Consider the following 25,196-nt stretch of genomic DNA (forward strand, 5'->3'; position numbering starts at 1 on the left):
AGCTGAAGTACAGCCAAGCCAGCATTGAGGACCTGAACACCAGCGCTGGGCGCGGCCTGGAGCGCAAGGCGGTGATGAGTCTGGCGCTGGGCAACTGGATTGCCAGCGGCCACAGCGTGTTGATCACTGGCGCCACCGGAGTGGGCAAGTCCTGGCTGGCATGCGCGCTGGCGCAATACGCCTGCCGTCGGGGCCATTCTGCGTTCTACCAGCGCGTGCCACGGCTGGGTGAAGAGCTGCGCATTCGCCACGGCAACGGCACGTTTGGCAAGTGGTTGCTGCAACTGGCCAAGACAGATGTGCTGCTCTTGGACGATTGGGGTATGGCGGGCATCGACAGCCAGACCCGTGCCGACCTGCTGGAAATCATTGATGACCGGGCAGCCAACAAGGCCACCATCATTACCAGCCAATTGCCCATCGACCATTGGCATGCATGGATCGGAGACGCCACCATCGCCGACGCCATGCTGGACCGACTGATGCAGCGCCATCACCGTTTCACCCTGACGGGCGACTCTCTGCGCTGAGCCTTCCCAATCAGGCAATCAAGAAGCCAAATTCAGAGCCATCGTGAACAGCCGCCTACAATTTGCATGCGCAATCTCGCACGCTGCGGCACCGTTCACGATCGACCGGAATCAGTGTTCACGATCTCCGGAATACGCATTCAGGGGGCGATCATTGCGAATGGGGCGCGGGAATATGGAAGAGTTCTAGTGACATTTTTTATGAATCTGAACGCATTGAAAGAGCCCGCAAATCGATGACCGCAAGTGGAACTGGGGTTGACATCCATCGACAACTCCAAAAATACCTGTCATTCTCCCAATAGCTGTCTATTTGTGGAGGAAAAAATGCTCGAAAACTTCGTCGCGGCTATTCATTCGAGGAACAAGATACGCCTTACCTTTTACTCAAAAGACGACGGCGGTCAAATTATCAGGACTTGTGCGCCCATGGACTACGGCCCAAGCCGTCGCGCGGCAAATAAGGACGATCGATTTCATCTGTGGGACTACGACTCGGACACGAAGAGTCACACCCTGAGCCTCCTCCCGGATCAAATTCATAGCATCGACGTTCTGTCTGAACACTTTGATCCGGCGGGGTTCGTCACGTGGGATACAAGCAGCTCACCATGGTTCGTCTCAAGGGATTGGGGTCCCTATTCTTGAATCGGAGTGCGCATCGCACTCGACCATCCTTGACGGGCCGTCACTTCCAAGCGCCACATGCAGCGCGTCCGTACTCATTCCGCATCAGAGGAATCTAGATCATTTAGCTCGGCAAACTTCGCTGTCATAGTAGGGTTGCCGCGCGTGAGTCGCTTTATGGTCAGGTCCTCAGCCTTATCGTTGGCGAGCCGGAGATTGTTGGCCGACTTGTGGAGTGCTTCCTTCGTTTTTTCTAGATCTTTGATCGCCTCATCGATCCGCTTGATGGCCTCGACGAAGCCTTCAGAGGCTAGCCGCCAGTTCCGGCCGAAAGTAGTTTTGAAATCATCGATCTGTTTTTCGAAGTTTGTGATGTCGAGATTTTGCGTCTTCACCAGCGCGAGTTCGGTCTTGTATTTCAACGAATTCTGCGCGGCGTTGCGCAGTAGCGTGATGATAGGAATGAAGAACTGGGGTCGGACCACGTACATCTTGGGGTGGCGATAAGAAACATCGACGATCCCGGTGTTATAGAGCTCGCTGTCGGGTTCCAGCAGTGACACAAGCACTGCGTATTCACAGCCCTTCTCGACACGATCCTTGTCGAGCTCCCTAAGAAAATCCTCGTTCTTTTTCTTGGTCGCGGTTTCGTCGCTCTCGTTTTTCATTTCGAACATGATCGACACCACCTCTGTGCCAACCTCGTCCAATTCACGGAAGACAAAGTCTCCCTTGCTTCCGTGGCGTGCATCGTTGTCCTTCTCGAAGTACGCGCGCGGAAATGCCGTGGCCCTGATGCGGTTGAACTCAGTCTCGCAGTGCTGCTCCAGAGTTTCGCCAACCATCTTTGTTGACATACGCGCCTTCAAGTCCCGCAGGCGCTCGATCATGTCATCGCGATCCTTGATCTGAGTCTCGAAGCGCTCCTTGAGGGACGTCTCGGAAAGTTGCTTCTCAAGTAACGTACGCTCCAAACCATTTCTTAGCTCGTCGCGCTCCTTCTCGATCTGGCCAACTGCTTGGACAACTGCGAGGTTCTGTGCAAATTCTTTTGTAGCAAGCCTTGCATTGAGCTCCTGAATTTCCTTGTCCTTTGCGGCCGTGGCATCGTGTAGTTCGTTTAGGAGCTTTGCTTCGGCAAGTTGCATTGCAGTTTGCTTGTCATGTCTGGCTTGCTTCAGTTCATTTGCAAGCGTGTCTCGCTCCTTTTCAACTGCGCTAAGTGCTTCGGCTACAGCAAGCCGTTGTGCTACCTCACCGGCATCGAGTCTCGCCTTCAGTGCTTCAATTTCGGCGTCTTTGGTTGCAGTGAGCTTCTGCGTTTCACCGACCATCTTTGCCTGTGCCAGTTCGACGGCATTCAACTTTTCCTGTTCTGCTAAGTCGAGTCGTTCGTGCAACTGCTTTTCGAACTCGTGATCGCGAACCTGCTTCAGTATGTCCGCGTACCCAGCTTCGTCAACCTTAAAAGCCTTCTTGCAGTGCGGGCAGACAATTTCATGCATGACGACTCCTCCATTCGTGAAAATTGATGACCCCATACCCCTTGGTTCAACTGATCTTGAATCGAGGATCGTTGCTAACCCCGTTTGCAGCCGCCCACTTTTGAATGCTTTCCATAAGTACATCCATGTATTCGGCTCCTTCTTTCAAGACTCCTGCATCGAATGGCTCGTGCTGCGTTGATCGCATAAGTTCGTCGAGGAGAGCATGAACTCTTTCCCGTAGTTCAGATTCTGATGTCACGCGCATGTATGCGTTCAGGGGTTTGTCTTTTGACTCTTCGTCTCCTCCCAGAAAGCGCTCGAAGTCCGGAATGCTGACTCGATGCCGCGCTTCAAGGCCTCGGCTTCTTGCAGTCCTCACAGCATCCCTGATTTTGCCGTTTTCAGTCCACATGCCATTCTTTGCGTTCTTCTTTGTGAAGGGGGGATCGCAGTCATGTACTACCCCGAAGTCAATCTTGAAATGAGTCAAAACTTTGATCAGAGGAAGAAGAATCGCCTTGCCGCGCGCTCTCACCACAGTCACGCGATCAAGAAGCTCATCTTCCTTTTCGACGATAGCTGCGATAAATGCTGCATGTTCAGTGTCTCCTTCGACGAGGATCGGATATGAACCGAAAAACACTTCTGCAAAGCTGGGATCGATGTGCTGAAGTGCCTGCAGTCTTGCCTTGTCATCCCCTTCAAACTTGATGTCGTCTGATCGATACGTGCGAGGCGCGATTGAGTCGGCCATGTCTTCTGATTTCCGTTCCAGCCGGATGATGGTTGTGTGGTCCTCAAAGGGATTTATGAAATACGGTGAGTGCGTGGTCATGATGACCTGCCAGTCCGGGCTTTCTGCCAACTTGTACAAGTGGCGCTGCGCGGCCCGCGCAGCCATGGGATGCAGTGCGTTTTCCGGCTCGTCAATGAGCAGAAGATAGCCAGGTAGTGCCGGATCGTCTGTGCTGGCCGGAATCGCACCTCCCTCGTCGTGCGCTAAGAGCTTTGCTTTTGCCACACCGATCTCTGCTTCAATTGCGTCTACCTCATCCGTCGTTAGAGCTTTTCCCTTCTTTGGCTTCTTCTGTTTCTCAAGATCAGCTATTTCCACGCCTAGGCGCCTCCGATACTCTTCGCGTATCTCTTTGTCTCTTGTCAACTCGTTGTGGACTTGCAGCATCGCCCAGAACAATGCGCGCCGTGCTCCGGTCCCTTGCTGGCCCAGGGAAGAGTCTGTTTTCCCGTCTTTGATTTTCAGACCTGACCCCGATCTCACTAGGTCCGCTATGTTGGGTACTAGAGGTGCAGCACCGAATTCAAGCTTGACATCCAGCTTGGGGAACACCTTCTGAAATCCGCTCGTGACTTTGGCGGACACCGTATTGAAGTGGTCCGTGTGATTCCCGCTCAGCAACTCAATTTCGGCCGATACGCTGTTTATGGACTTGAAGAGCGGCGACCCGGCGTCTCCACGCGCTTTCTCCAAAGTTGCGAGCAGGGGCGCCAACGCCAAAGTGAGTAGATTTCCCTCGGTCTTGCCAATGTCTTCGAGTGAACCAATTCGAAGTGGACGCGGAAGGCGCGAGCTAAATACAGCGTCCGCACCCCCGGCCTTGTCGTCTGCCCATTGCCCGACCCCATCGGGTCCGGCCTTGGGATCCCACGTTTCGCGAACTTTTATGAAATCCGGAGCAGCCCATTGCCAGCGGCTTTTGACTATGAGCAGGCCATCACGCGGGTGCTTCCACCGTGCGTCTACATTGCCGATTCCTTCAGGAATATGAACTTCCAGTTCGATCTCAGAAGGGTGCTCGTCTGCCGCATGTTGATGACGATCCCTAGTGCGCTCGAATGCGGCAGAGCCCCGAGCTAGTTCATACGCGCGCAAGATGGTCGACTTGCCGGAATTGTTCCGTCCCACCAAACATACGATGTTGTCTAGCTCGATCGCAAGCCCATCATTTCCGATGCAACCGACGTTACGCACACTCAAGCGTACAAGCTTTGATCTATTGGCATCTGCCATTTTTTTACTCCCTTGATCGTTGGTATTGGATCTTTTCGGTCGAGAGTGTCAACCGAGTTGCCCGTGACTTTCTTGCTAGTACACATCAGTTGAGGGTGTCCGATCAATCACGCTTACCCTCGTGGTGCAGTGATCTGTGAATGCGGAACGAGGAAGAATAGCTTCTGGCCTGGATGTGCATCGCGGTGTGCTGGTGCATGGCCGCATTCTGTCAACCAGGTGACATTTGACTGGGTGGAAAGATAGCTGGCGCTTCTGGTCATCGCTCTGCTCGCTCGCCTATACTGCTTCCGTCGTACAAAATCAGTGCGATCGGGATCGGCGTCCCGAGTACTTTCTTTCAGCGAGATGGCTGCACCACATTCGTGTTGCGGCCATCTCCTTGTCCGTGCCATGCTTTTTTTGGTGGCCCGGGTGGGGAGCCGTGAGGCTCGCCGGTCTTGAAAGAAAGTCCCGGTACGCCGACCCGCTCGGGCCACCGCCACCCCTCACAAAGGGCTTGGCGGTGGCAGTCACAGTGAGCAGTCAGGACAGGGAGAACTCATGCAAGCCCACCCCCAACACCAACCCAATCCGTTCGCACCACGCCCCCGCCTAGCCGTGCTGATCGACGCCGAGAACGCGCGCGCTGCGCAGGCCACTCAGCTCATGGCGCTGGTGGCGCGGTTCGGCAAGGCCACGGCGCGGCGGGCATATGGCGACTGGACCACCACGCAACTGGCGCCGTGGAAGAAGCTGTTGCACACGCTTTCCATCCGGCCTTGCCAGCAGTTCCACTTCACCAGGGGCAAGAACGCGACGGACTCGGCGCTCATCATGGATGCGATGGAGTTGCTGCATGCGCGCAGCGTGGAAGGTTTCTGCATCGTGTCTTCGGACAGCGATTACACGGGGCTGGCTGCGCGCATCCAGGAAACGGGGTTGGCGGTGTACGGCTTTGGCCAGCGCGCAGCGGCGGCGTCTTTCGTGGCGGCGTGTGATGAGTTCGTGTTTCTGGATGATGAAGCGTCTTTGAGTGCGGCTTCTGGCGCGGCGGCGCCGAATCCTTGAACAAGGGGGCGTGCCGGGGGGAGGTTCAGACCAGCACGCGCGCAAAGGTCCCGGCCGCCACGAATCACTTCCACTCGATCTGCGCCCAGTACTGCACCGCATATCCCCTGTCGATGCCCACCGGCGTGGTGACCAGCTTGAACGGCGCCCCCCTGGGAATCACACCGAGGCTGGGACGGGCACGGAAGTAGTCATCGTCGTCGGAGGGCAGGCCGTCGCGCACCACCATGTTGCCCAGCGTGGTGTAGGTGGTACCCAGGGGAAGTTTGTCGGGTGGCAGCTTGACGGGTGTGTTGTTGTCGCCGGTGCCGATCATGGTCTTGCCCCAGGTGCCTTTGAAGTCGCCGATCCAGATGTAGCCTTTGCGCGGGTCCGTGGCATTCGGCGCGACTTCTCGCGACACATTGGCCAAGGCGGCAGTCTGATTCGACACGGACTGGGTGGCAGCAAATGCTTCCTTTTGCACCTGGTCAGGGTTCGCTTGCGCAACGGGAGTCGCCTTCTTGAGCGCTTCAATCTCAACCCGAACGCCGTTGAGCTTGCCGGCGAGGTCGGTAATCTGGTTGCTCGCCAGTTCGGCGAATTCGATCCCTCCCGGCCCGACTTTGGCGATCTGGCCAAACTGGAGGCCGAGCATGGGTTTGGCGATCACGAGGGCGAGTAAAAGCGAGAAGATCGTGATCGGATATTTCAGCAGCTCGACCCACGGCCCGGCCTTCTTTTCTTCACTCATGGCGTGCGCTCCCCGGCTTCAGTAGTCCAGCCACTCGATGGGCTGCACCGGTGGCTGGCCGCTGATGCGAAGAATGGTGTCTGTGATCACGTCGATGTTGTTGTCGAACGAACCGTGGGTGGCCTGCTCGGTCTTGCCCAGTTTGTTGACGCGGATGTAGGGCGTGGGAACGGGGTGGTGGTTGGCCACAGGAAATGCGGTGTGCCAGTGCTTGAGCGAAGGGAGCTGGCCCGGTGCCCATTGGTCCTTGTTGAAGTAAGCGGGATCGTGCGCCCGCTCCATGCCCAGCAGGGGCATCTTGCGCACGTCGTCGAGCGCGCGGCTCACCAGGTAGAGCAGGGACTTTCCGTACAGCGTGACGGGGCCGGCCTTGGCCAGGTCGTCGTCTTTCTCTTGCCGGTCGGTCAGGTAGTGCAGGTGAATGTGTTCGGGCTTGATGACGGCGGAGCCGATGGAGAGGTATTTTTCGATCGCGAACGCGACGGTGCAGGCGGGGGCGTACAGCGAGCAACTGGCGGCGGTGACCTGGTTGGCAACGAGTTTTTCCACCAGGTGCCCCAGCACGATGGAGCCCGCCGAATGGCCCACCAGGTGCAGCTTCAACGACTTGCCCAGTTCGGTCTGAAGCCTGGCCTGAAGCTTGGCCAGCGCCAGGGCCAGCAGGTCGTTGCCGCGCCCCTTCAGGGTGGCGCGGCGCGCGTTCTGCCTCATCTCGGTCCACAGCCCCTTGAAGGCCGTGCTCGCGATCGCCTCGACGCTGCGGTCTCGCGCATCGCCCAGCTTTTCAAGGATGCCGCGCGCCCTTTCGTCATCCACGCCGAACGCCTGCCGCAGCTTGTCTTCCAGGATGTCACGCAGCGTTTCCAGTGGGCCGGTGCGCCAGGTGAGGAACAGCGGGTAGATGCCGTTGGCTTCGAAGTAGGGCGCCAGCACCCGGATGCGATCGATCGAGTCGGCCTCCTTGTTCAGCCCGCCGTGCACATACACCATGAAGTGCGCTTGCGCCTGACCTTGGGATTTGAAGAAGGGCAGGGCGCGGTTGACCTGCGTTTGAACGAATGCTTCCACGTCTCCGTCGATGCCGGCGGTGAAATCGGTCAGCACCACGTGGCCGTTGTTGCCCGTCACCAGCGTGTGTTCATAGGCCCTGGCGGTAGACCAGGGTTGATACGGCTTGTGGTCGTACTCGCGGTCGATCGGCCACGGGTCGTCCAGCGGGTTGTCCGGGCTCTTGCCCTGGCGCCCCGCGTAGCCCAGCGATCGACCGCTGCGCTGCGGCCAGCGCTGGGCGGCAATCCGCTCGACAGAAGCCTCCTGGCATTGCGCGACGCCCAGGGCCAGTGCCCAGGCGTCGGTGCCGTACTTCACCCAGTCGCTGTAGGGCATGACTGCAAAGCCGGCCGCACCCCAGCGATTGCCCCAGGAGTTCTGCACGATGAAACCGCGATCGTTGTAGCCCACGAGTGCGAAGGCGTGGCCACCCAGATCGCCCGCCTTCCGTTCTGGAATGGAGGGCAACTGATCTTCTTCGTGTGATTTGGGCGGGGTCTTCGAGTGGGGCACGCGCTCCCAGCCGTTGTGCACCTGCGCACTGACGTAGATGGCGCCGATCTCGCCAATCGCCGCCTGCATGTCGACCACCGAGTTCTTGTTGATGCGGTAATAAACCCCCAGCGGCCGGCGCAGCGCATCGACATCCCAATCGGTTTCAGCGCGAGCGCCAGCGCCGCTCTCGGGCCAGTAGACCTCTTCGCAGACGCCGTGCTTGTGAAAGCCCTTGAGCGCGCCGCGGCACGAAGAGCCTTCATAGCTTTCACCCTCCCATTCGTCGTATCGGCGGGCGAGCTCGTAGAACATGTGGGGGCTGACGCGCACCGCGTCGTTGCTGCCGGGTTGCTCCAGCTCGCGCAGCCACAGGAGGTAGTTCACCACGGCCGCGAGCCCGAAGCCGGTGCAGGACCCTTCGCGACCCTGGTCGAGCACGAGTTTGGCCTTGACATACGACGGTACCGCCTCCGACAGGTGCTTGGCGGTGGGGAACACCGCTGCCAGTGAGCGCAGTGGCGGTTTGTAGATCAGATCCCTGAAGTCGAGTCTGTCGGGGCGGGCATCAAAACGGTGATTCTGTCGAAGCCTGGTTTTCGATTTTGGTTTCGGCTTCGGCTTGACGGCCTTTTTGGCCGGCGCTTTTGAGGTGCTGGCGGTCTCCTCCTGCATCGGCGCAGTCTGAGCTTTGGAGGCGGGCAATTTGTCCATGGTCATCGACCTTTCAAAGGCTGCCGTCATCGAACTGGCCGTAGGCCAGGTTCTCCTTGCGCATCGTGCCGGCATCGGGAAGCGGTGCCTTCAGCAATGCGGGTATGTCCAGCACGCCGCTTCCGTATTTGTCGGTGATGCTGTCGGGCCAGTTGCCTTTCCTGGCCGTCTTCCTCGCCAGATACTTGAAGGCTTTCGGGATCTGCCAGAGCCCGGGTGCGCTGTACTTCTGCTTCAGCTTGTCCAGGCCATGCCAGGCCAGCCAGAGTGCGGCGGCGCCCGAGCAGCAGGCGGTGGCGTAGGAAGTACCGTCGCCCGTTTTCGGGGCGATTTGTGTTGCGGTCTGTCCAGGTGGGAGTTTCTCGGCCTGAACCCGCCTGATCTCGTCCGCAGGGCCGCAAAGATCCACATAGATGCCGGTCGCCGCACTGCTCCACGGCTTCAGGCCCGGCCCCACGCCACCCATGGTGATGCAGCGGTTGAAGCGCCCGGGGTAAATGACTTCTCCCCACACCTGCCCGGCAGCACACACCACGATCAGGCCGGCGTCGTATGCATCGTCCAGCGCTGCCGCCAGCGCCCTGGAAGGGCGCAACGCACCCAGCGAGATGTTGACCACATGGCAACCCGAAGCGATGGCCGCCCGGATGGCATCGCGAATGTGATCCTGCACATGGTCCACGATCACGGAATCGGTGACGCGGTAGGGAATGATCTGCGCGCCCGGCGCCACGCCGTAGAACGGCCCACCCTGCGCGTCGGGCCGGAAGCCCGCAATGGCAGCGCTGATGCGGGTACCGTGACCAGGGAACCCAGGCAGGAACGGATCTCGCGGGCCATCCTGATCGTGGTCGCCCTGCCAGAAATCCCGGCCCTGGTCGGGGTGCACATACGGGCTGTGGCCACTGTCCCAACCCAGCGCCGCATGCTCCGTGTAGCCGGTGTCGATGTGCGCAATCCGCACACCGGCCCACGGCAGATCGGAAGCGAAACTCGGCTTCCCGGAAAACATGCGCCAGGCCTCGGCGGCCCCCACGCTCCGTTGATCGATGTGCCAGTCGTACGGCCCGGCGAATGCCGCCTGGATGACCGCACCACCCTGGTACTTGACCTGTGGTTCAGGGTGTGGAATCGAGATTTTGGGCGGCGAAATGAGCTCGCCTTCGTGCAGGATCGCCCCACGCGTCTCCAGCGCGATGTAGGCTTTCAGAGCCAGCGTGTTGACCGAAAGGGCGCCCCAATCCTCCAGCAGCGTTTTCCATTGGTCAGTGCTCAGATGGCCCTGCTTCTCACGCACGGCCTGTTCGGCAGCGTGGGGCACCACGAACACGTTCTCCGATGGACCGGTGGTGAGCGCCGAGAGCTCACCTTCTGGCGCGAGTGCGGCTTGCAGCTTCTTCAGAAACTGCTTTTGCGCCGTGACGCTGGCCGGCAGTTGAACCGTGGTGATGTCCTTGAGCTGAAGATCCTGTACTTCTTGCGTCATGGATGGCTCCACTGTCTGTTCGTCGGAAGATCAATATTTCAGCATTTCCCGACGCACAAGAGAATCCCACGAATTGAGGATGCCCGCTCTTCACCTGCCCCTCGCCCTGGGTGGTCGCACGCTTGGGCTGCGCGGAGGGGGCCGATAGTCGGTGGGTTGAGTCTGAGGGCGTTGAGAAGCCCCTGCATCAGGACCACCCCGGTGCGGACGCAGGATTTGCATTAAGGCCTCGTGGTCCAGTGGAGCCGTTTGTTCGACAACCTTGGCCTCCTTTTGAGCCTCCCCGCTGGCTGCCCTACCTGGTGTCAAACCGCGTCTTTCGGCAGCCTGAAGTTCCTCCAGGACTGCACGTGAATCGCTTGACATTTCAAACGCAAAGGCGCGCTTCACTTCGGGCCGGGCGACGCCGGTCAGGGCCTGGGTGAGAAGACTCTTCAGAACCGCATTCAGCCAAGTCCTGGCCGCCTCTTTCACCAAATCCTTCGACAACTTCTCCACTTGTTCTGCGGCCTCTGCTTCGAGTTCCAGATCGACCGCACCAGCAGCCTTGTCCAACAGGTGGGTCACGATCCTGCCCTGCGCATCCAGGGGAGAAACGGGCGTGCTGTACCGTGCTTTCCATTGCTGCAACAAGATGGCGAAACGGTTGGGCTGGCGTTGCTGAGTCTCGCGCAGCACCGGCTCCAATACTTCCTCTGCATGAAGCACCGCAGCAGATGGCTTGTCGGGGGTGGACCCGGAGTTCACAGCGTCCGCGCGCGCCTGAGTCGCGGGGGCAGCGTTTTGCTCGGTGCGGAAGCGCTGTTCGGCCATCTGTGCACGCAGGACCTCGGCTTCCGCCTGCGCGGCGCGCCTTTCGCCCGCACTGGCTGCGCCAGGCAGCAGCGGTGTGTGGGCAATCTCACGCAAGAAAGCGCGTGCCAGCAAGCGTGTGGCGGCTTCTACGTCATCTTCGTCCGGTGCCTCGTATTCGTTGACAGGCTCGTCAACGCGCGACAAGGCGATGTCGAGCCTTTGCTGCGCTTGTGCTTCAAGCAATGCCACGCGCAGATTGTTGACCGTTGGCAGCAGACTGTTGGCCAGCGGTACAGCAGCCCAGCCCGTCAGAGAAACGAACAACAGAGCGGTAGCGATCCGTCCTACCGGTTTGCGCACCAGGCCAAGGTCTTCGCTGAGCTTCTTGCTGGACAGCACGCGCAACACGCGGTCCATGGTGCTTTTCGGCTGGCTGGCTTCCGCCGCGGTGGGTGTGCCGGCGGCATCGGGAAAGTCGATCTGCTTGCGAGCCATCTCCATGGCCAACTGGTGGGTCGCACGGTTCAAGGCTCCGTGAGCACGCTGCAGGCGCATCGTGTCGCGCTCGGCGGCGCTGTCTTGTGTCTGTATGGTCTGCATGGCAGCGTCCAGCTGCGCAAGAATGGTTCGCAGATCCCTGTCTTGTCGAGCGGCTTCCAGGATCGATGGATCTGTGCGCAAGGCCTTGGACACGGCCTTCGCCTTTTGAATCCAGACTTCGCTCACTCGCTCGTGGGCGCGTCGCGCCGCGAACCACAGCACGATCGCCGCAGCAACCAGGCCCAGCACCCCCAGCGCTCGGCCGTAGTTGCCCGAAAAGGCCTTCGCAAACTGGTAGACCTCACCACTGGCTGCGATGGCAGCCTTCACGCCAAGACTGCTCAGCAGGTTCGCACCCAGCACCAGGAGCGTTGTTGCTGCGATGGCGAAAATGCCCACCGCTGAAAAGTCGCGCAGCTTTTCCACGACGACCAGCACGCCAGCGCGAGCTGCCTTGAGCTTGAGGTCGCCTGCCTTCCAGCGGTCCTTCACCAGGGGAACAAGCCACAGCTGCAGGATGGCCCATACGATGCCCAGACAGGTCAACAGAGCAATCGGATGCATGTGCTACTCCTCTGCGGATGCCTGAACCGACCAAGCGGCATGGGGAAAACTGACTGTACGCAGATGTGTCTTGCCCGGCATCCCACCTTTGTGGGAAACGCCTGCGTTGGATGGGCTGGCGCAAGCCGTTGCCCGCCGCCAAGACCGCACACTTCTTGCCAGAATAGGTTCGCGGCCTACAATGGCCGCCATGGCACTCCGGTCCACCCCCTCTCTTCACCTGCTCGCGCACCTGCCCTTGATGGCGGGTTCTGCCGTGGCCGGCCGCAAGCAGATGGGCACGGCGGGACCGCGCCAGCCGGTCGCACATTCCTGAGCCCGGCGATACCCCTTCTCCCTTCTGCGCAAACCATCTATCGCCGGGCCCACAGCTCGGCGCGATGGCGGCTGCTGCACACACGCAGCGAGGACCGCACCCGATGGAATGCTCATCATGCAAAAGACTCTCATCCGTGAGCGGCTGCTCACCGAACTCGACCACGCACGGCTGAACCACCTGCGAGGCGCGCAGTTGCCGCCTGAGCTGGCGGACTCGCTGGACACACTGGACATCGTCCCCTCCCGCGAGGTGCCGGCAGACGTGGTCACCATGTACTCGCAAGTCCTTATCGAAGACCTTCGTTCGCACGAGCGCCAGAAGCTCACGCTGTGCTATCCGGAAGACGCCGAGCCGCACCAGGGTTTCATCTCGGTGTTCTCGCCCGTTGGCGCGAGCCTGCTCGGTCAGCGCGTGGGCGCCACGGCCCGCTGGCGCACGCCCAACGGCGACGCCTGCGAAGCCGAGATCGTCACGCTGCTGTTCCAGCCGGAAGCCAGCGGCGACTACACCACGTAGTCCGCTCCGGCTCCTTCTCTTCATTGCGTCTCCATGGCCATGGCCGTGGGGTTGGTCTCTGCACGTCCAGGATGTCCCATGACCTTCGATTCCATTCTTGCCATCACCGATTTCACAGCTTCGTCCGAACAGGCCCTGGATCGGGCTGCGTTGCTTGCCAGCCAGCACGGCGCGCCATTGCGCCTGATCTACTTCGCGGAAGAGGCTCACCGGTTTTTCTCCGACCCGGTGGCTCGCCTGTCCCAGCGCGCTCGGCAACTCGCGCGGCGCCATGGCATCCGCGTGCACGCGCTGCAGCGTTACCCGATGAAGGTGGAAGACATCGTGGTGGAGAGCCGGGCTTCAAGCCTGCTGGTGGTTGGGCCGGTGTGGCGACGGCGCTGGACGACCTTTTTCCTGGGAACCGGACTCGACCATCTGGTGCGCGAAAGTGGGTGCCCGGTGCTGGTGGTGAAGCAGGCGGCATCGCATGGGTATGCGAATGTGCTTGTGGCCGTTGATCTGTCGCCGCGCTCTGGCGACCTGATCGCCTATGCCCGCGAGTTCACCCATCCATCGAAGGTCAAACTGTTTCACGCCATCGACACGGTGGAAGAATCCAGGCTGCGCATGGCGGACGTGACATGGGAGGCCATGCGAGCCAATCGCCTCGACTCGCGCCACCGGGCAAGAGAACGCCTGGTGCAGCTCACGAGCACGATGCAAGGCGCTGAGAGCGATGTGTCCTTCGATGTCGGCAACGGCGACCCCGCCTATCAGGCGGCCGTGGAGCAGCAAGTCAGCCGGGCGGAGCTGGTGGTGGTGGGGCAGCGCGGGGTTTCCACCTTGGCGCGCTGGTTCATGGGCAGCGTCGCCGAGCGGCTCGCCAGGTGGGCCGAGGGTGATGTGCTGGTCGTGCCGTTGGAACGCCTGGCCGCACCGGTGCCGATGCTGGCGGGGCAAGGGTGATGCTGCCCATGGACCTGAACAAGCAGTTCATCAAAGCCAAGCAACCCTGCGCGGATGGCTTTCGCTGGTTCATGCGGCACCACCAGGACGGCAGCAACTACCAGGATCTGCTGGATGCGCTGGTCGACGCGGGGCGGGTGAGCGACGCCTGCTGGCTGCTGTCGCAGTTCGGCCCGACCCATGCCGTGATGAAGGTGGATGCCCTGGCCGCCGAGGCGGTGGTGTTCGCCGGATCGCTGGAGGTGCGGGGCAACATTGAAGTCGACACCGTGGTTCGCACCGGTGGTGGCATCCACGTCGGAGGCGGCATGGTGGTGGGCCAGTCCATCGTATCGGGCGACGACATCAAGGCTGGCGGCGGCATACGCAGCGGGGGCGTGCTCGAGGCCGGAGGCCATCTCAAGGCGGGGTGGGGCATCGAAGCCCGCGAGTCCATGCGCTGCGGAGGCGACATCCGTTCAAACTGGGATCTGTGGTGCGGCGGCCCGCTGAACGTGACGGGCAACGTCACGGTGGGCCAGGACCTGATCACGCAGGGTCGTATCGAATGTGGCAAGAGTCTGGTGGCGGGCGGGCGGCTGGCGGCGCGCGACAGCATACGCGCCGGCCATGGCATCCAGGCCGGCGGCACCATTGAATGCGCCATGCATCTGGAAGCCGGCTGGGGCATCAGGGCGGGCCGTTCCATCGTGGCAGAAGGCGCCGTTCGCGCGGGCGAGAGCCTCAGCGCTCACGAATTGATTCGTGCCGGCGTGGGCTATGGGGTGTTCGCGGGCTTGAATGTCCAGATGGAAGCGTGGGAATGCAGTGCCCGGGTGTGCGCCGATACCAAGCCCGTGAGCCTGATGAGCGGCTGGTGGGCAGGGGCGCCCGAGGTGTGACAGGCGGCGGCACGCCAGCTTCAGCACTCACCAGACGACCGCAGCAGCTCAGCCATCGGGCTCTCTTTCCAGGCCAGCAGCTTGCCCGTGTTTGTGCGTTGGCGACCGTAGACGAGCCAGACCACATCGACTTCACCGATTCTTTTGTCGATGCGGAATCTGTCTGGATGCTGCTCCGCCACTTCGAGGGCGGTGAATCCGGAATCGAATTCTCCTTGGAGGAGCCGCGCGGCGGTGTCCGCGTTGGAGAGCGTGAGTGTCCTGTCTAGCCATTCCTCGGGACGGAAATACCCGGCGGTTGCCACCATGTATCCGATGGATTTTGGCTTGTCCACATCGGCTCGCGTGATGACACCCATGGCCTTGGTTTTTCCGATGAAGCAGTCGACCAGAAAAACGTCTGCGTGATGGTGTTCGATGGTGGGCGCCACATCAGGATGGGCGCATACCTGGATGGTGAGGTCGATCTCTCCCCGGTGCATGCGGTCGATTGCCTCAAGAAAGCTTTCGATGTACACGATCGATGCGTTTTTGATTCCGTGGAACTCGATGTAGCGGCGGGTGTTGAGGTCGTGGTTGCTGCCCGCAGGGCCAAGCGTCGCAATCTTCATGGGAATTCCCTAAACGATGTGTGGCGCAAAGCGTATAAGCCAAACCGCTCCTTCTCTGTATCTGTAGATACATAGAACGGCGACCGGGCGCATGAGAATCAATCGGCGCCTCAGAGCGCACCGATTCCAAACCGCTTGCGGATGCAGGCACAGCGCAGGCTGAAAGGAGCAAATATGCTGAACAGAACACGGGTCTTGCTGGGGTTGTTTCTCGCTCTTCTTGTTCCCGCGGTTTTCGCGGATGCCTATCCCAGCAAGGCCATCACGGTCATCGTTCCCTACGGACCAGGCGGAGGCACAGACCTGTTTGCGCGGTTATACGCCACCGAACTTGCAACACGGCTGAAGCGGCCCGTGGTGGTCGAGAACCTTGCCGGTGCAGGGGGAACTGTTGCCGTGCAAAAAGTGATGAACGGGATTGCGGATGGCTACACGCTTGTGATCAGCAACGGCATGGAGTTCGAGATGCTGCAGATGGCCGATCCTGAGAATGCCAAGGGGAGAACCACGAACCTGACCCCTATCTCGCTGTTTGGTACTCAGCCCATGGTGCTCGTGGCCCGCCCCGCGCTCGGCATCAAGACTGCGGATGAACTGGTGGCAATGGCCAGAAGCAAGCCCGGTGCATTGAGCCTGGCCTCCTCGGGGCCGGGAACCAGCCTCTATCTGGCGGGGGAGATGATAAAGAAGGCCGCGCAAGTGGAGATGCTGAACGTGCCTTACAAGGCGGGTCCGCAGATCGTCACGGACCTGCTGGGCGGCAACGTCGATGTGGCGGTCTTGGCCGTGCCCACGGCACTCGGGCAGATCCAGACCGGAAAGCTGACCGCGCTGGGTGTGACAGATGCGACCCGGTCGCCCGCGTTGCCCGATGTGCCCAGCTTGAACGACAGCAAATCCATCAAAGATGTAGAGGCAAAAGTCTGGTACGCGGTGTATGGCCCGCCAAAGCTGCCCGCTGATGTCGTTCAAACACTGCAGCAGGCCTCCAGGGAAATGATGGCGGATGCAGGCATTCGGGAAAAGCTCGTCGCCATGGCGATCACGCCGGCCAAGGACGGCGGCGCGGAGGAGCTTCATGCTCTGCGCAACGGGCAGTTGAGCAAGTTCCTGTCCATATTCCGTGAGAAAGCCGGGAAGTGATGTGATGGGGCATATGGACGGTTGTTGATCGAACCGCTCAGGTACCGGCATGGGTGCGTTCGACGTGGTTGAAGCCTCGGCAACAGAGCTGATTGCGCTTGTCCGTGGGAGACAGCTAACGGCCAAAGCCGTGGTTCGTGCCTTTCTTGATCGCACGGAGCGGCTCGAGCCCTCGCTGAACACGTATGTGACGCTGACGCCCGAAGGCGCGCTCGAGGCTGCGGCGGCCGTGGATGCGCGCATCGAAAAAGGTCTGGATCCTGGCCGCCTCGCGGGGTTGCCGATCAGCGTCAAGGATCTGATTGCGGTGGGCGGTGTCCGCCAGACATTCGGGTCGCGCCTCTGGGAGACCCATGTTCCCAGCGAAGATGCGCCCTCCGTGGCGCGTTTGCGCGCCGAGGGCGCCTGCATTGTCGGCAAGACGACGACCAGCGAACTGGGGTCGAAAGCCGTTGGCGATTCGCCGTTGACTGGCGTCACGCGCAACCCCTGGAACCTCTCGCGAACCCCTGGAGGTTCAAGTGCCGGCGCCGCCTCGGGGGTCGCTGCTCGGATGGTGCCGGTAGCCCTTGGAACCGATGGCGGTGGCTCTATCCGCATTCCAGCCGCATTCTGCGGGCTCGTGGGATTCAAGGCCACTTTTGGTCGAGTCCCCGTGTGGCCGCCTTCAGCCACGGCCTCGGTTGCCCATGTGTGTCCGATCGGGCGCAACATCCGCGATGTGGCGTTGGTGCTGTCCGTCGTTTCTGGCCACGACGTGCGAGACCCCGGCGCCATGATGGAAGGCCCTATGGACTGGGTCGCCGCGACGGAGCAGGGCGTCGATGGACTGCGCATCGGCTGGTTGCCGGATATGGGTTACGGAGACTTGGACGGGCGAATCCAGAGCGCCTGTGAAGCCAGTACCTACAGCCTTGCAGCGGAACGCGCTCGCATCATCGTGCTTCCTCCACTCTTTCAACAGGATCCGGCGCCGGCATGGAACCAGGAGTTCTTTGGCGCCATTGCAGAACGCCTCCTTCAGCAGGGAGAATGGGACGCGATGGAAGACCGGATCGATCCTGCTCTGTGCAAAGCCGCTCGACGCCAGCAATCGAATGCCATGCCGGAAGACGCTGTCAGCGCCATGCGTCGCCAGGTATTGGCCGCGCTGGAGCGTGCATTTGAATTGGTCGATGTCATTGCATTGCCGACAGTGCCGGTGTCGTGCCCTGCGGTGGGGGTGGACGTGCCAGTTTCCCGGTCAGATCGCAATGCGGTGGATTGGTCCTATTTCACGTATCCATTCAATCTGTCGGGACATCCCGCGGTTTCACTGCCAGTGGCACTGGATATGGAAGGCATGCCGATCGGCCTGCAGCTGGTGGCGGCCAGAGGTGCGGAAAGTACGCTGGTGAAGGCCGTCGCCGCCTTGGAGCGCACGAGCCCTTTCCGATCCAGGCCTCCCCTGGCCACGGCCTGAGCCACCGCGCCGGGCCTTGCGCGGACCGAGGTTGGATCAACCTCGAAGGCGAGCGCGAAGTTGGTCAGGGTTCAGCACTTCCACGCAGGCAGGCTGCGTTCGGATCAGCCCATGCTTCGACAGCTTTGCCAGGGTTCGCGTCACCGTGACACGCGCCAGGCCGGACATGGACGCCAACTGTTCATGGGTCAGATGTACCTGCAGCGTGGGGGCTTGCAGTCGCTGAAGGTGCTCCGCATGGCCGACACGAAGCAGTAAATCGCACAAGCGCAATTCAGGGGTGCTGGAAGACAGGCCCGCGACTTTGCTGGCAAGAATCCGCTGCTTCGCACTCATCAGCCGGATCAGCGACATCGGCAACTCGGGATTGCGCGAAAAGGCCTCTCCGAGTTCGCCGGGATCGTACCGTTCCAGCGCGCAGTCGGTGACCGTCGTCGTGGTCACCGGGCGAGGCGTTCCTTCAAAGGCAGATCCCTCTCCGAAAATGGTGCCTGGCCCATAGATCTCGAGAAGCAACGCACTGCCATTGGGGCGCGAGATGGTGACCTGCACGTACCCTGATCGAATCAGGTAGAAGTACCGATGCGCGATCAGTTCTTCATAGATGGTCTTGCCCTGCCGCAAGACCACCCGTGTACCGATGTCTGTTTGCGCCATCCACAGCCGGGCGTGTGCCTGAGAGACTTCCCATGACGCGTAGGTATTCATGACAGGAAAGACCCTTTCAATTCAGTCTTCCAGCACGCGCACCTTCACGCTCTTGCCCTTGATGCGCCCGGCGTTCAGCCGGCTCGCGGCCTGCTGGGCGATGGCGCGGTCCACCGCCACGTAGGTGGACCATTCGTTCACATTGATCTTGCCCACCTGTTCGCGGGTGTACCCCAGGTCGGCGGTGAGCGCGCCCAGCACGTCGCCGGGGCGGATCTTTTCCTTGCGCCCGCCCTGGATGTGCAACGTCACCATGGGCGGCACCAGAGGCTCGTTGCTCGCGGGCGTGAGTTCGCTCACCGGGTGCCATTGCGATTCGCGGCCTTGCAGTTGCTCGATCTTGCCCACGCTGCCCATTTCGTCCAGGCTGGCCAGGTTCAGTGCCAGGCCGCTTTCGCCGGCGCGGCCGGTGCGGCCGATGCGGTGGATGTGCACCTCGGGGTCGGGCGTCACGTCCACGTTGATCACGGCGGCGAGGCTCGCAATGTCGAGCCCGCGCGCGGCCACATCGGTGGCCACGAGCACGGAGCAGCTGCGGTTGGCAAAGCGCACCAGCACCTGGTCGCGCTCGCGCTGCTCCAGTTCGCCAAACAGCGCGAGTGCGCTGATGCCCTGCGCCTGCAACACGGCCACCAGGTCGCGGCACTGCGCCTTGGTGTTGCAGAAGGCCAGCGTGCTGGCCGGGCGAAAGTGCGCCAGCAGCTTGCTCACCGTGTCCAGACGCTGGTTCTCGGTGATTTCGTACCACCGCTGTTCGATCTGCGCGCCCGCGTGCTGCGCCTCCACCTTCACGGTGAGCGGTTCGCGCATGAACTGCGCGCTGAGCTTCGCGATGCCTTCAGGGTAGGTGGCGGAAAACAGCAGGGTCTGGCGATCCTTGGGGCACTGCTTCGCCACGGTCACGATGTCGTCGAAGAAGCCCATGTCGAGCATGCGGTCTGCCTCGTCGAGCACCAGGGTGTTGAGCGCATCCAGCTTCAGGCTGGCGCGTTCCAGGTGGTCCATGATGCGGCCCGGCGTGCCCACCACGATGTGCGCGCCGTGCTCCAGCGTGGCGAGCTGCCCGCGCAGCGGCACGCCGCCGCAGAGTGTGACGACCTTGATGTTGTCTTCCGCGCGCGCGAGGCGGCGGATTTCCGTGGTCACCTGGTCGGCAAGTTCGCGCGTGGGGCACAGCACCAGCGTCTGCACGGCGAAGCGGCGGGGGTTCAGGTTGGCCAGCAGCGCCAGGGCAAAGGCGGCGGTCTTGCCGCTGCCGGTCTTGGCCTGGGCAATGAGGTCCTTGCCCAGCAGCGCGGGCGGCAGCGCGGCGGCCTGAATGGGCGTCATGCTGACGTAGCCGAGCTGCTGCAGGTTGGCCAGCGTGGCCGGGGAGAGGGGGAGGGAGGCGAAGTCGGTCGGGGAAGCGGTGGTCATCCCCGATTATCGGGGCTCACTCCTGCTGCAAGGCGTCCAGTTCGGCTTGCGAGAACCCGGCCGCCTGGCGAGCGGTGTCGTTGAACGGTGGCTTCAGACGCGGCGCCGAGTGTTCGCGCGCGAGGCGCCGGTAGTGAGACAGAGGCTCGATGCCCCGCTGCGCGCACAGCCAGCCGTACCAGCGGTTGCCCACGGCCACATGGCCGATCTCGTCGCGCAGGATCACGTCCAGGATATCCACCGCGCGCTGCGCCTCGGGCGTGCCCACCTTGCGCAGGCGCGCCTGCATGGGTGGCGTGGCGTCCAGGCCGCGGGCTTCCAGGGTGCGCGGCACCAGCGCCATGCGCGCGGTCACGTCGTGCTGCGTTCGCTCGCACATTTCCCACAGGCTGTTGTGGGCGGCGAAGTCGCCATAGTCGTGCCCCAGACTCTGCAGGTGGTTGCGCAGCAGCGTGAAGTGAACAGCTTCCTCGTGGGCGACGAGCAGCCAGTCGGCGTAGAAATCGGCCGGCATGCGGGAAAAGCGCCAGACGGCGTCGAGCGCGAGGTTGATCGCGTTGAATTCGATGTGCGTCACCGCATGCAGCAGCATGGCCAGGCCAGGCGGCGTGAAGGGCGAGCGCTGCGGCACTTCCTTGGGCGGCAGCAGTTCGGGGCGGTCCGGCCGTCCGGGCAGGGCTGCGCCGGCGTCGGGTTGCAGGGGCTCCTCCGCGTCCAGGTGGGTGTGGCCGGCCTGCTGGTCGTGAAACAGCGCATGGGTAGCGGCCACTTTTTCGCCCGGATCGCTGATGCACAGCGCGCGAAGGGCCTGTGGACGCAGGGAAACCGGAGACAGGGGCGCGCCGAGTTGCATTCGGATATGAGTCAAAACGTTAGTCGAATATCTTGGCAAGCCATGAGCGTTCACGCTCCAGCGCCGGCACGATTTCTCGAAGATTCTTGTCAAATTTTTCAAGAAGGGCCTTGAACATCTTTTGATACTGCAGGAAATCTGGGTCGTTCTCGTTCAGCGTCCTCAGAACATGGCGTGCAGCTTCCGCGTCTCGCATCAGCGAGAACGTCTCCCAGAATTGGGCGCGAGTCTTCGAACGAAGATGCAGTGCCAGTTTCATCCCCTCGCTTTCGAAAAGTTTGAGGTTGTAAACCTCAAAGTTGTATTCGGGGATGCGCGAAAACGAGAGCCCCGAGACCCCTTTGAACTCACTGAGTGATCGAGCAAAAAACGGTGCGCCCGGTACTCTGGTGAGCTGATTGGCTTGAGGTGAGTTGCGCTGGATCTCGGATGTAATCAGCGAGATCAATCGATCTCGTTCGATGATGCGCTTGATGAGATCCCCGGTGCTTGTGGTGAGGATGCCAAACAGGAAACCCAATCCTGCGGTCAGACCCACAAGTAAAGCACTGTTGGGGGAAAGATCGTCGAGCATGGGTGTACCTCTCACATGGGTGGTGCTTGCATCCCTACAATTCTAGGTTTCGCGAACGGAGACTCACAGATGGCGATCTACGAACTCGACGGCACGGCGCCGCAAATGGCCGAATCGGCCTGGGTGGCCGACAGTGCGCAGGTGATGGGCAACGTGGTGCTGGGAGAAGACAGCAGCGTGTGGTTCGGTGCCGTGCTGCGCGGCGATACCGAAACCATCACCGTGGGCAAGGGCAGCAACATCCAGGACGGCAGCGTGATGCACGCCGACCATGGCTTTCCGCTCACCCTGGGCGAACACGTGACCGTGGGCCACCAGGTGATGCTGCACGGCTGCACCATTGGCGATGAAACGCTCATCGGCATCGGGGCCACCGTGCTCAATGGCGCAAAGATCGGCAAGAACTGCCTGGTGGGTGCGCGGGCGCTGGTGACCGAGGGCAAGGAATTCCCCGACGGCAGCATGATCCTGGGCAGCCCGGCCAAGGTGGTGCGTTCGCTCACGCCTGAACAGATTGAAGGCCTGCGGCGCAGTGCGCGGCACTATGTCGAGAATGCCGAGCGCTACCGCAAGGGCTTGAAAAAGATCGGCTGATCCCGATCTGCAACGATTCGATTTTCTGAAAGAAGCGCTTGTCCGAACTCCACAAATTCGTCTTTGAAGGCCTGCCGGTGCGGGGCATGCTGGTGCGCCTGACCGACGCGTGGCAGGAGATCCTGCAGCGCCATCGCGACGGCGGCGGTTACCCCACGGCCGTGACCGAACTGCTGGGCGAGATGACGGCAGCGGCCACGCTGATGCAGGCCAACATCAAGTTCAACGGCGCGCTCATCATGCAGATCATGGGCGACGGCCCGGTGAAGCTCGCCGTGGCCGAGGTGCAGCCCGACCTGAGCCTGCGCGCCACCGCCACGGTGGTGGGCGAGGTGGCCGCAGACGCGCCGCTTTCGCACCTGGTCAACGTGACCAACCAGGGCCGCTGCGCCATCACGCTCGATCCCAAGGACCGCCTGCCGGGCCAGCAACCCTACCAGGGCGTGGTGCCGCTGTTTGGCGACCGGCGCGAAAAGCTGGAGAAGCTCAGCGATGTGATCGAGCACTACATGCTGCAGAGCGAGCAGCTCGACACGCGCCTGGTGCTCGCGGCCAACGAGCACATGGCTGCCGGCCTGCTCATCCAGCGCCTGCCGCTGCAGGGCGCCAGCAATCTCGCGGGCGTTTCGCAGCAACGCGACGAAGACCAGATCGGCCAGAACGAGGACTACAACCGCATCGCCATCCTGGCTGCCAGCCTCAAGCGCGAGGAGTTGCTGGGCCTGGACGCCGACACCATCCTGCACCGCCTGTTCTGGGAAGAAGACCTGCGCCGCTTCGAGCCGCTCACCGGCAGCGAAGGCCCGAAGTTTGCCTGCACCTGCTCGCGCGAGCGCGTGGGCAACATGCTGCGCGGCCTGGGCCGTGACGAGGTCGAGTCGATCCTGACGGAGCAGGGGCAGGTGGAGGTGGGGTGCGAGTTCTGCGGTGCGCAGTACCGGTTTGATCCGGTGGATGCCGCGCAGGTGTTTCTGCAACCCGCGCAGCAGCCGCCTTCCTCCGACCAGAAGCAGTGACGATCAGGGGCGCGCGAGCAGGCCGGTGAACAGCCGGTGCTCGCAGTCCGGATCGCTGCAGTTGTCGCAACTCCAGGGGCCCCGGCCCGTGATCAACGCGGGATCGTCCCTCACCAGCGTTCGCCCCATCGCGCTTCCGATCGCGCGCAGCGCATGCTTTACGCGCTCGGCACCCTGACCGAACACGATCTGGAAAGCGATGCCGGCACGCTGCAACGCGTTGCGCAGCAACGCGTCGGCGGCTTCGCCATCCGGCCCGTCCGAGGGCGCCAAGGCCAGGAGCAGGGTGAGGTCGTACCGGTGTTGTTCGGCGGGCGCCGGGATATCGTCAATCACGACCTCCACATCAGGCGCCTGTTTCGCCAGTTCCTGGCGCAACGCAGCGGCCAGCAGAGTCTTGTCGCCGCCTTCGACGCCTAGCAGCGCCACGGTGACGGCCATCAGCGCTTGCTCTGCGCGATCTGCACGAAGATTTCGTTGGGCTTGACCATGCCCAGCTCCTGGCGCGCGAGTTCCTCGACCATCTCCACACCTTCCTGGAGATCGCGCACCTCGCTGGCCAACTGGTCGTTGCGCAGTTGCGAGTCGCGGTTGGCCTGTTCCTGCGTGGCCAGGTGCTGCTTCATGCTCGCCACCTGCGGCACGCTGCCCCGCCCGAACCACAGCTGAGCATGCACGGCGAGCAGCAGTGCGATCAGCAGGGCTGGGATGAAGCGGCGGGCCATGGAGGCGGAGATTACCTGAGGTTGTAGAAGGCGTCACGGCCCGGATAGATCGCCACGTCGCCCAGGTCTTCCTCGATGCGCAGCAACTGGTTGTACTTGGCCATGCGGTCCGAGCGGGAGAGCGAGCCGGTCTTGATCTGGCCAGCGTTGGTGCCCACGGCGATGTCGGAGATGGTGTTGTCTTCGGTCTCGCCCGAGCGGTGCGAGATGACGGCGGTGTAGCCGGCGCGTTTGGCCATCTCGATGGCGGCGAAGGTTTCGGTCAGCGTGCCGATCTGGTTGATCTTGATCAGGATCGAGTTGCCGATGCGCTTCTCGATGCCTTCCTTCAGGATCTTGGTGTTGGTGACGAAGAGGTCGTCGCCCACCAGTTGCACCTTCTGTCCCAGGCGCTCGGTGAGCACCTTCCAGCCATCCCAGTCGCCTTCGGCCATGCCGTCTTCGATGCTGATGATGGGGTACTTGTCGACCCAGGTGGCGAGCATGTCGGTCCACTGCTCGGCGCTGAGGCTGATGCCGCCTTCGCCTTCGAGCACGTACTTGCCTTCCTTGTAGAACTCGCTGGCCGCGCAGTCCAGGCCCAGAGCGATCTGGGTACCTGCGGTGTAGCCAGCCTTGTCAATGGCTTGCAGGATCATCTGCAGCGCGGCCTCGTGGTTTTCGACCGACGGGGCAAAGCCGCCTTCGTCACCCACGGCGGTGCTGATGTGCTGGTCGTGCAGGATGGCCTTGAGGGCGTGGAACACCTCGGCGCCCCAGCGCAGGGCTTCGCGGAAGCTGGGCGCGCCCACGGGGATGATCATCAGCTCCTGCAGGTCGAGCGAGTTGTTGGCGTGCGCGCCGCCGTTGATGATGTTCATCATGGGCACCGGCATCTGCACGGCGCTCATGCCGCCGAAATAGCGGTACAGCGGCAGACCGGCTTCTTCGGCGGCGGCACGGGCCACGGCCATGGAAACGGCGAGCATCGCGTTGGCGCCCAGGCGGCCCTTGTTCTCGGTGCCGTCGAGGTCGATCAGGGTCTTGTCCAGGAAGGCCTGCTCGGAAGCGTCCAGGCCCAGCACGGCTTCGGAGATTTCGGTGTTGATGAACTCCACCGCCTTGAGCACGCCCTTGCCCAGGTAACGCGCCTTGTCACCATCGCGCAGTTCGATGGCTTCGCGTGAGCCGGTGGAAGCGCCCGAAGGCACGGCCGCACGGCCCATCACGCCGCTCTCCAGCAGCACGTCGCATTCGACGGTGGGATTGCCGCGGCTGTCCAGGATTTCGCGGCCAACGATGTCAACGATTGCACTCATGGATTCAATACCTTTGGATCAAAAACAGGAAAGGG

The 25,196-nt window shown here is 61.7% G+C and carries 24 protein-coding genes; 10 read left to right on the top strand and 14 right to left on the bottom strand.

Annotated features, from left to right (window positions below):
- Nucleotides 1-530, top strand: a 530-nt coding sequence (locus ACTIF6_RS12180; protein ID WP_439588251.1) for an ATP-binding protein, incomplete at its 5' end; no start/stop codon positions are given.
- 722 nt (nucleotides 531-1,252) lie between these two features.
- Here the strand turns inward: ACTIF6_RS12180 and ACTIF6_RS12185 are convergent.
- Both ACTIF6_RS12185 and ACTIF6_RS12190 read right to left on the bottom strand, forming a co-directional pair.
- Complete coding sequence (locus ACTIF6_RS12185) at nucleotides 1,253-2,662, bottom strand: DUF2130 domain-containing protein (RefSeq protein WP_439588252.1); 1,410 nt, start codon at nucleotides 2,660-2,662, stop codon at nucleotides 1,253-1,255.
- A gap of 46 nt (nucleotides 2,663-2,708) precedes the next feature.
- A complete protein-coding gene (locus ACTIF6_RS12190; RefSeq protein WP_439588253.1) occupies nucleotides 2,709-4,673 on the bottom strand; it encodes an ATP-dependent nuclease in 1,965 nt (654 codons plus the stop codon).
- 543 nt (nucleotides 4,674-5,216) lie between these two features.
- On the opposite strand from ACTIF6_RS12190, the gene ACTIF6_RS12195 reads away from it, so the two are divergent.
- Nucleotides 5,217-5,723 carry an NYN domain-containing protein gene (locus tag ACTIF6_RS12195; RefSeq protein WP_439588254.1) on the top strand — a complete coding sequence of 169 codons (507 nt, stop codon included), beginning with the start codon at nucleotides 5,217-5,219 and terminating at the stop codon, nucleotides 5,721-5,723.
- 64 nt (nucleotides 5,724-5,787) lie between these two features.
- Here the strand turns inward: ACTIF6_RS12195 and ACTIF6_RS12200 are convergent, their stop codons facing one another.
- The 4 genes from ACTIF6_RS12200 to ACTIF6_RS12215 all read right to left on the bottom strand — a co-directional run bounded on the left by ACTIF6_RS12200 (nucleotide 5,788) and on the right by ACTIF6_RS12215 (nucleotide 12,097).
- Nucleotides 5,788-6,456, bottom strand: coding sequence for a hypothetical protein (locus ACTIF6_RS12200; RefSeq protein WP_439588255.1), 669 nt, complete (start codon nucleotides 6,454-6,456; stop codon nucleotides 5,788-5,790).
- 18 nt (nucleotides 6,457-6,474) lie between these two features.
- Nucleotides 6,475-8,718, bottom strand: a complete 2,244-nt coding sequence (locus ACTIF6_RS12205) for a C1 family peptidase (RefSeq protein ID WP_439588256.1) — start codon at nucleotides 8,716-8,718, stop codon at nucleotides 6,475-6,477.
- A 7-nt stretch (nucleotides 8,719-8,725) separates the two neighbouring features.
- Nucleotides 8,726-10,198, bottom strand: a complete 1,473-nt coding sequence (locus tag ACTIF6_RS12210) for a S8 family peptidase (RefSeq protein WP_439588257.1) — start codon at nucleotides 10,196-10,198, stop codon at nucleotides 8,726-8,728.
- Nucleotides 10,199-10,288: 90 nt separating this feature from the next.
- Entirely contained in the window at nucleotides 10,289-12,097 is a 1,809-nt protein-coding gene (locus ACTIF6_RS12215) for a hypothetical protein (protein WP_439588258.1), read from the bottom strand.
- Between the two features lie 190 nt (nucleotides 12,098-12,287).
- Here ACTIF6_RS12215 and ACTIF6_RS12220 point away from each other — a divergent pair, with 190 nt between their 5' ends.
- The 4 genes from ACTIF6_RS12220 to ACTIF6_RS12235 all read left to right on the top strand — a co-directional run bounded on the left by ACTIF6_RS12220 (nucleotide 12,288) and on the right by ACTIF6_RS12235 (nucleotide 14,761).
- On the top strand, nucleotides 12,288-12,413 hold the full coding sequence (locus tag ACTIF6_RS12220) for a hypothetical protein (protein WP_439588259.1): 126 nt from the start codon (nucleotides 12,288-12,290) through the stop codon (nucleotides 12,411-12,413).
- Nucleotides 12,414-12,530: 117 nt separating this feature from the next.
- Nucleotides 12,531-12,932 (top strand): GreA/GreB family elongation factor, encoded by a 402-nt coding sequence (locus ACTIF6_RS12225; protein WP_439588260.1) that lies wholly within the window; start codon nucleotides 12,531-12,533, stop codon nucleotides 12,930-12,932.
- 78 nt (nucleotides 12,933-13,010) lie between these two features.
- Entirely contained in the window at nucleotides 13,011-13,880 is an 870-nt protein-coding gene (locus ACTIF6_RS12230) for a universal stress protein (protein WP_439588261.1), read from the top strand.
- Between the two features lie 8 nt (nucleotides 13,881-13,888).
- Nucleotides 13,889-14,761, top strand: coding sequence for a hypothetical protein (locus ACTIF6_RS12235; RefSeq protein ID WP_439588262.1), 873 nt, complete (start codon nucleotides 13,889-13,891; stop codon nucleotides 14,759-14,761).
- Between the two features lie 20 nt (nucleotides 14,762-14,781).
- Here ACTIF6_RS12235 and ACTIF6_RS12240 read toward each other — a convergent pair whose 3' ends face one another.
- Nucleotides 14,782-15,372: a hypothetical protein gene (locus ACTIF6_RS12240; protein WP_439588263.1), complete on the bottom strand. Its 591-nt coding sequence runs from the start codon at nucleotides 15,370-15,372 to the stop codon at nucleotides 14,782-14,784.
- Nucleotides 15,373-15,546: 174 nt separating this feature from the next.
- On the opposite strand from ACTIF6_RS12240, the gene ACTIF6_RS12245 reads away from it, so the two are divergent.
- Both ACTIF6_RS12245 and ACTIF6_RS12250 read left to right on the top strand, forming a co-directional pair.
- Nucleotides 15,547-16,515, top strand: a complete 969-nt coding sequence (locus tag ACTIF6_RS12245; protein WP_439588264.1) for a Bug family tripartite tricarboxylate transporter substrate binding protein — start codon at nucleotides 15,547-15,549, stop codon at nucleotides 16,513-16,515.
- 49 nt (nucleotides 16,516-16,564) lie between these two features.
- A complete protein-coding gene (locus ACTIF6_RS12250) occupies nucleotides 16,565-17,977 on the top strand; it encodes an amidase (RefSeq protein WP_439588265.1) in 1,413 nt (470 codons plus the stop codon).
- A gap of 36 nt (nucleotides 17,978-18,013) precedes the next feature.
- Here the strand turns inward: ACTIF6_RS12250 and ACTIF6_RS12255 are convergent, their stop codons facing one another.
- Genes ACTIF6_RS12255 through ACTIF6_RS12270 form a run of 4 tightly spaced genes read right to left on the bottom strand, consistent with a single transcriptional unit; the run spans nucleotide 18,014 to nucleotide 21,528 of the window.
- The gene (locus ACTIF6_RS12255) at nucleotides 18,014-18,685 is read right to left on the bottom strand and encodes a Crp/Fnr family transcriptional regulator (protein ID WP_439588266.1); all 672 of its coding nucleotides are present in this window, start codon (nucleotides 18,683-18,685) and stop codon (nucleotides 18,014-18,016) included.
- A 21-nt stretch (nucleotides 18,686-18,706) separates the two neighbouring features.
- A complete protein-coding gene (gene dbpA / locus ACTIF6_RS12260; protein WP_439588267.1) occupies nucleotides 18,707-20,101 on the bottom strand; it encodes an ATP-dependent RNA helicase DbpA in 1,395 nt (464 codons plus the stop codon).
- A gap of 16 nt (nucleotides 20,102-20,117) precedes the next feature.
- Nucleotides 20,118-20,954 carry a ferritin-like domain-containing protein gene (locus tag ACTIF6_RS12265; protein WP_439588268.1) on the bottom strand — a complete coding sequence of 279 codons (837 nt, stop codon included), beginning with the start codon at nucleotides 20,952-20,954 and terminating at the stop codon, nucleotides 20,118-20,120.
- Between the two features lie 19 nt (nucleotides 20,955-20,973).
- On the bottom strand, nucleotides 20,974-21,528 hold the full coding sequence (locus ACTIF6_RS12270; protein ID WP_439588269.1) for a hypothetical protein: 555 nt from the start codon (nucleotides 21,526-21,528) through the stop codon (nucleotides 20,974-20,976).
- 69 nt (nucleotides 21,529-21,597) lie between these two features.
- Here ACTIF6_RS12270 and ACTIF6_RS12275 point away from each other — a divergent pair, with 69 nt between their 5' ends.
- Entirely contained in the window at nucleotides 21,598-22,122 is a 525-nt protein-coding gene (locus tag ACTIF6_RS12275) for a gamma carbonic anhydrase family protein (protein WP_439588270.1), read from the top strand.
- Between the two features lie 38 nt (nucleotides 22,123-22,160).
- Entirely contained in the window at nucleotides 22,161-23,138 is a 978-nt protein-coding gene (locus ACTIF6_RS12280) for an Hsp33 family molecular chaperone HslO (RefSeq protein ID WP_439588271.1), read from the top strand.
- A gap of 3 nt (nucleotides 23,139-23,141) precedes the next feature.
- On the opposite strand, the gene ACTIF6_RS12285 is transcribed toward ACTIF6_RS12280, so the two are convergent.
- From ACTIF6_RS12285 to eno, 3 genes are read right to left on the bottom strand one after another with little or no spacing between them, the layout of a single operon-like run.
- On the bottom strand, nucleotides 23,142-23,579 hold the full coding sequence (locus ACTIF6_RS12285) for a hypothetical protein (protein WP_439588272.1): 438 nt from the start codon (nucleotides 23,577-23,579) through the stop codon (nucleotides 23,142-23,144).
- On the bottom strand, nucleotides 23,579-23,863 hold the full coding sequence (locus ACTIF6_RS12290) for a septum formation initiator family protein (protein WP_439588273.1): 285 nt from the start codon (nucleotides 23,861-23,863) through the stop codon (nucleotides 23,579-23,581). Before ACTIF6_RS12290 ends, ACTIF6_RS12285 begins: the two co-directional genes overlap by 1 nt.
- Before the next feature lie 11 nt (nucleotides 23,864-23,874).
- The gene (gene eno / locus ACTIF6_RS12295; protein ID WP_439588274.1) at nucleotides 23,875-25,161 is read right to left on the bottom strand and encodes a phosphopyruvate hydratase; all 1,287 of its coding nucleotides are present in this window, start codon (nucleotides 25,159-25,161) and stop codon (nucleotides 23,875-23,877) included.
- Between the last annotated feature and the right edge of the window lie 35 nt (nucleotides 25,162-25,196).

This window comes from Hydrogenophaga sp. (assembly GCF_051860785.1).
Lineage (GTDB): Bacteria > Pseudomonadota > Gammaproteobacteria > Burkholderiales > Burkholderiaceae_C > Hydrogenophaga.

Bases quoted from the DNA above. Each gene is read 5' to 3' on its own strand.
- ACTIF6_RS12185 (WP_439588252.1), bottom strand. From the start codon at position 2,662: ATGCATGAAATTGTCTGCCCGCACTGCAAGAAGGCTTTTAAGGTTGAC.
- ACTIF6_RS12190 (WP_439588253.1), bottom strand. From the start codon at position 4,673: ATGGCAGATGCCAATAGATCAAAGCTTGTACGCTTGAGTGTGCGTAAC.
- ACTIF6_RS12195 (WP_439588254.1), top strand. From the start codon at position 5,217: ATGCAAGCCCACCCCCAACACCAACCCAATCCGTTCGCACCACGCCCC.
- ACTIF6_RS12200 (WP_439588255.1), bottom strand. From the start codon at position 6,456: ATGAGTGAAGAAAAGAAGGCCGGGCCGTGGGTCGAGCTGCTGAAATAT.
- ACTIF6_RS12205 (WP_439588256.1), bottom strand. From the start codon at position 8,718: ATGACCATGGACAAATTGCCCGCCTCCAAAGCTCAGACTGCGCCGATG.
- ACTIF6_RS12210 (WP_439588257.1), bottom strand. From the start codon at position 10,198: ATGACGCAAGAAGTACAGGATCTTCAGCTCAAGGACATCACCACGGTT.
- ACTIF6_RS12215 (WP_439588258.1), bottom strand. From the start codon at position 12,097: ATGCATCCGATTGCTCTGTTGACCTGTCTGGGCATCGTATGGGCCATC.
- ACTIF6_RS12220 (WP_439588259.1), top strand. From the start codon at position 12,288: ATGGCACTCCGGTCCACCCCCTCTCTTCACCTGCTCGCGCACCTGCCC.
- ACTIF6_RS12225 (WP_439588260.1), top strand. From the start codon at position 12,531: ATGCAAAAGACTCTCATCCGTGAGCGGCTGCTCACCGAACTCGACCAC.
- ACTIF6_RS12230 (WP_439588261.1), top strand. From the start codon at position 13,011: ATGACCTTCGATTCCATTCTTGCCATCACCGATTTCACAGCTTCGTCC.
- ACTIF6_RS12235 (WP_439588262.1), top strand. From the start codon at position 13,889: ATGGACCTGAACAAGCAGTTCATCAAAGCCAAGCAACCCTGCGCGGAT.
- ACTIF6_RS12240 (WP_439588263.1), bottom strand. From the start codon at position 15,372: ATGAAGATTGCGACGCTTGGCCCTGCGGGCAGCAACCACGACCTCAAC.
- ACTIF6_RS12245 (WP_439588264.1), top strand. From the start codon at position 15,547: ATGCTGAACAGAACACGGGTCTTGCTGGGGTTGTTTCTCGCTCTTCTT.
- ACTIF6_RS12250 (WP_439588265.1), top strand. From the start codon at position 16,565: ATGGGTGCGTTCGACGTGGTTGAAGCCTCGGCAACAGAGCTGATTGCG.
- ACTIF6_RS12255 (WP_439588266.1), bottom strand. From the start codon at position 18,685: ATGAATACCTACGCGTCATGGGAAGTCTCTCAGGCACACGCCCGGCTG.
- dbpA (WP_439588267.1), bottom strand. From the start codon at position 20,101: ATGACCACCGCTTCCCCGACCGACTTCGCCTCCCTCCCCCTCTCCCCG.
- ACTIF6_RS12265 (WP_439588268.1), bottom strand. From the start codon at position 20,954: ATGCAACTCGGCGCGCCCCTGTCTCCGGTTTCCCTGCGTCCACAGGCC.
- ACTIF6_RS12270 (WP_439588269.1), bottom strand. From the start codon at position 21,528: ATGCTCGACGATCTTTCCCCCAACAGTGCTTTACTTGTGGGTCTGACC.
- ACTIF6_RS12275 (WP_439588270.1), top strand. From the start codon at position 21,598: ATGGCGATCTACGAACTCGACGGCACGGCGCCGCAAATGGCCGAATCG.
- ACTIF6_RS12285 (WP_439588272.1), bottom strand. From the start codon at position 23,579: ATGGCCGTCACCGTGGCGCTGCTAGGCGTCGAAGGCGGCGACAAGACT.
- ACTIF6_RS12290 (WP_439588273.1), bottom strand. From the start codon at position 23,863: ATGGCCCGCCGCTTCATCCCAGCCCTGCTGATCGCACTGCTGCTCGCC.
- eno (WP_439588274.1), bottom strand. From the start codon at position 25,161: ATGAGTGCAATCGTTGACATCGTTGGCCGCGAAATCCTGGACAGCCGC.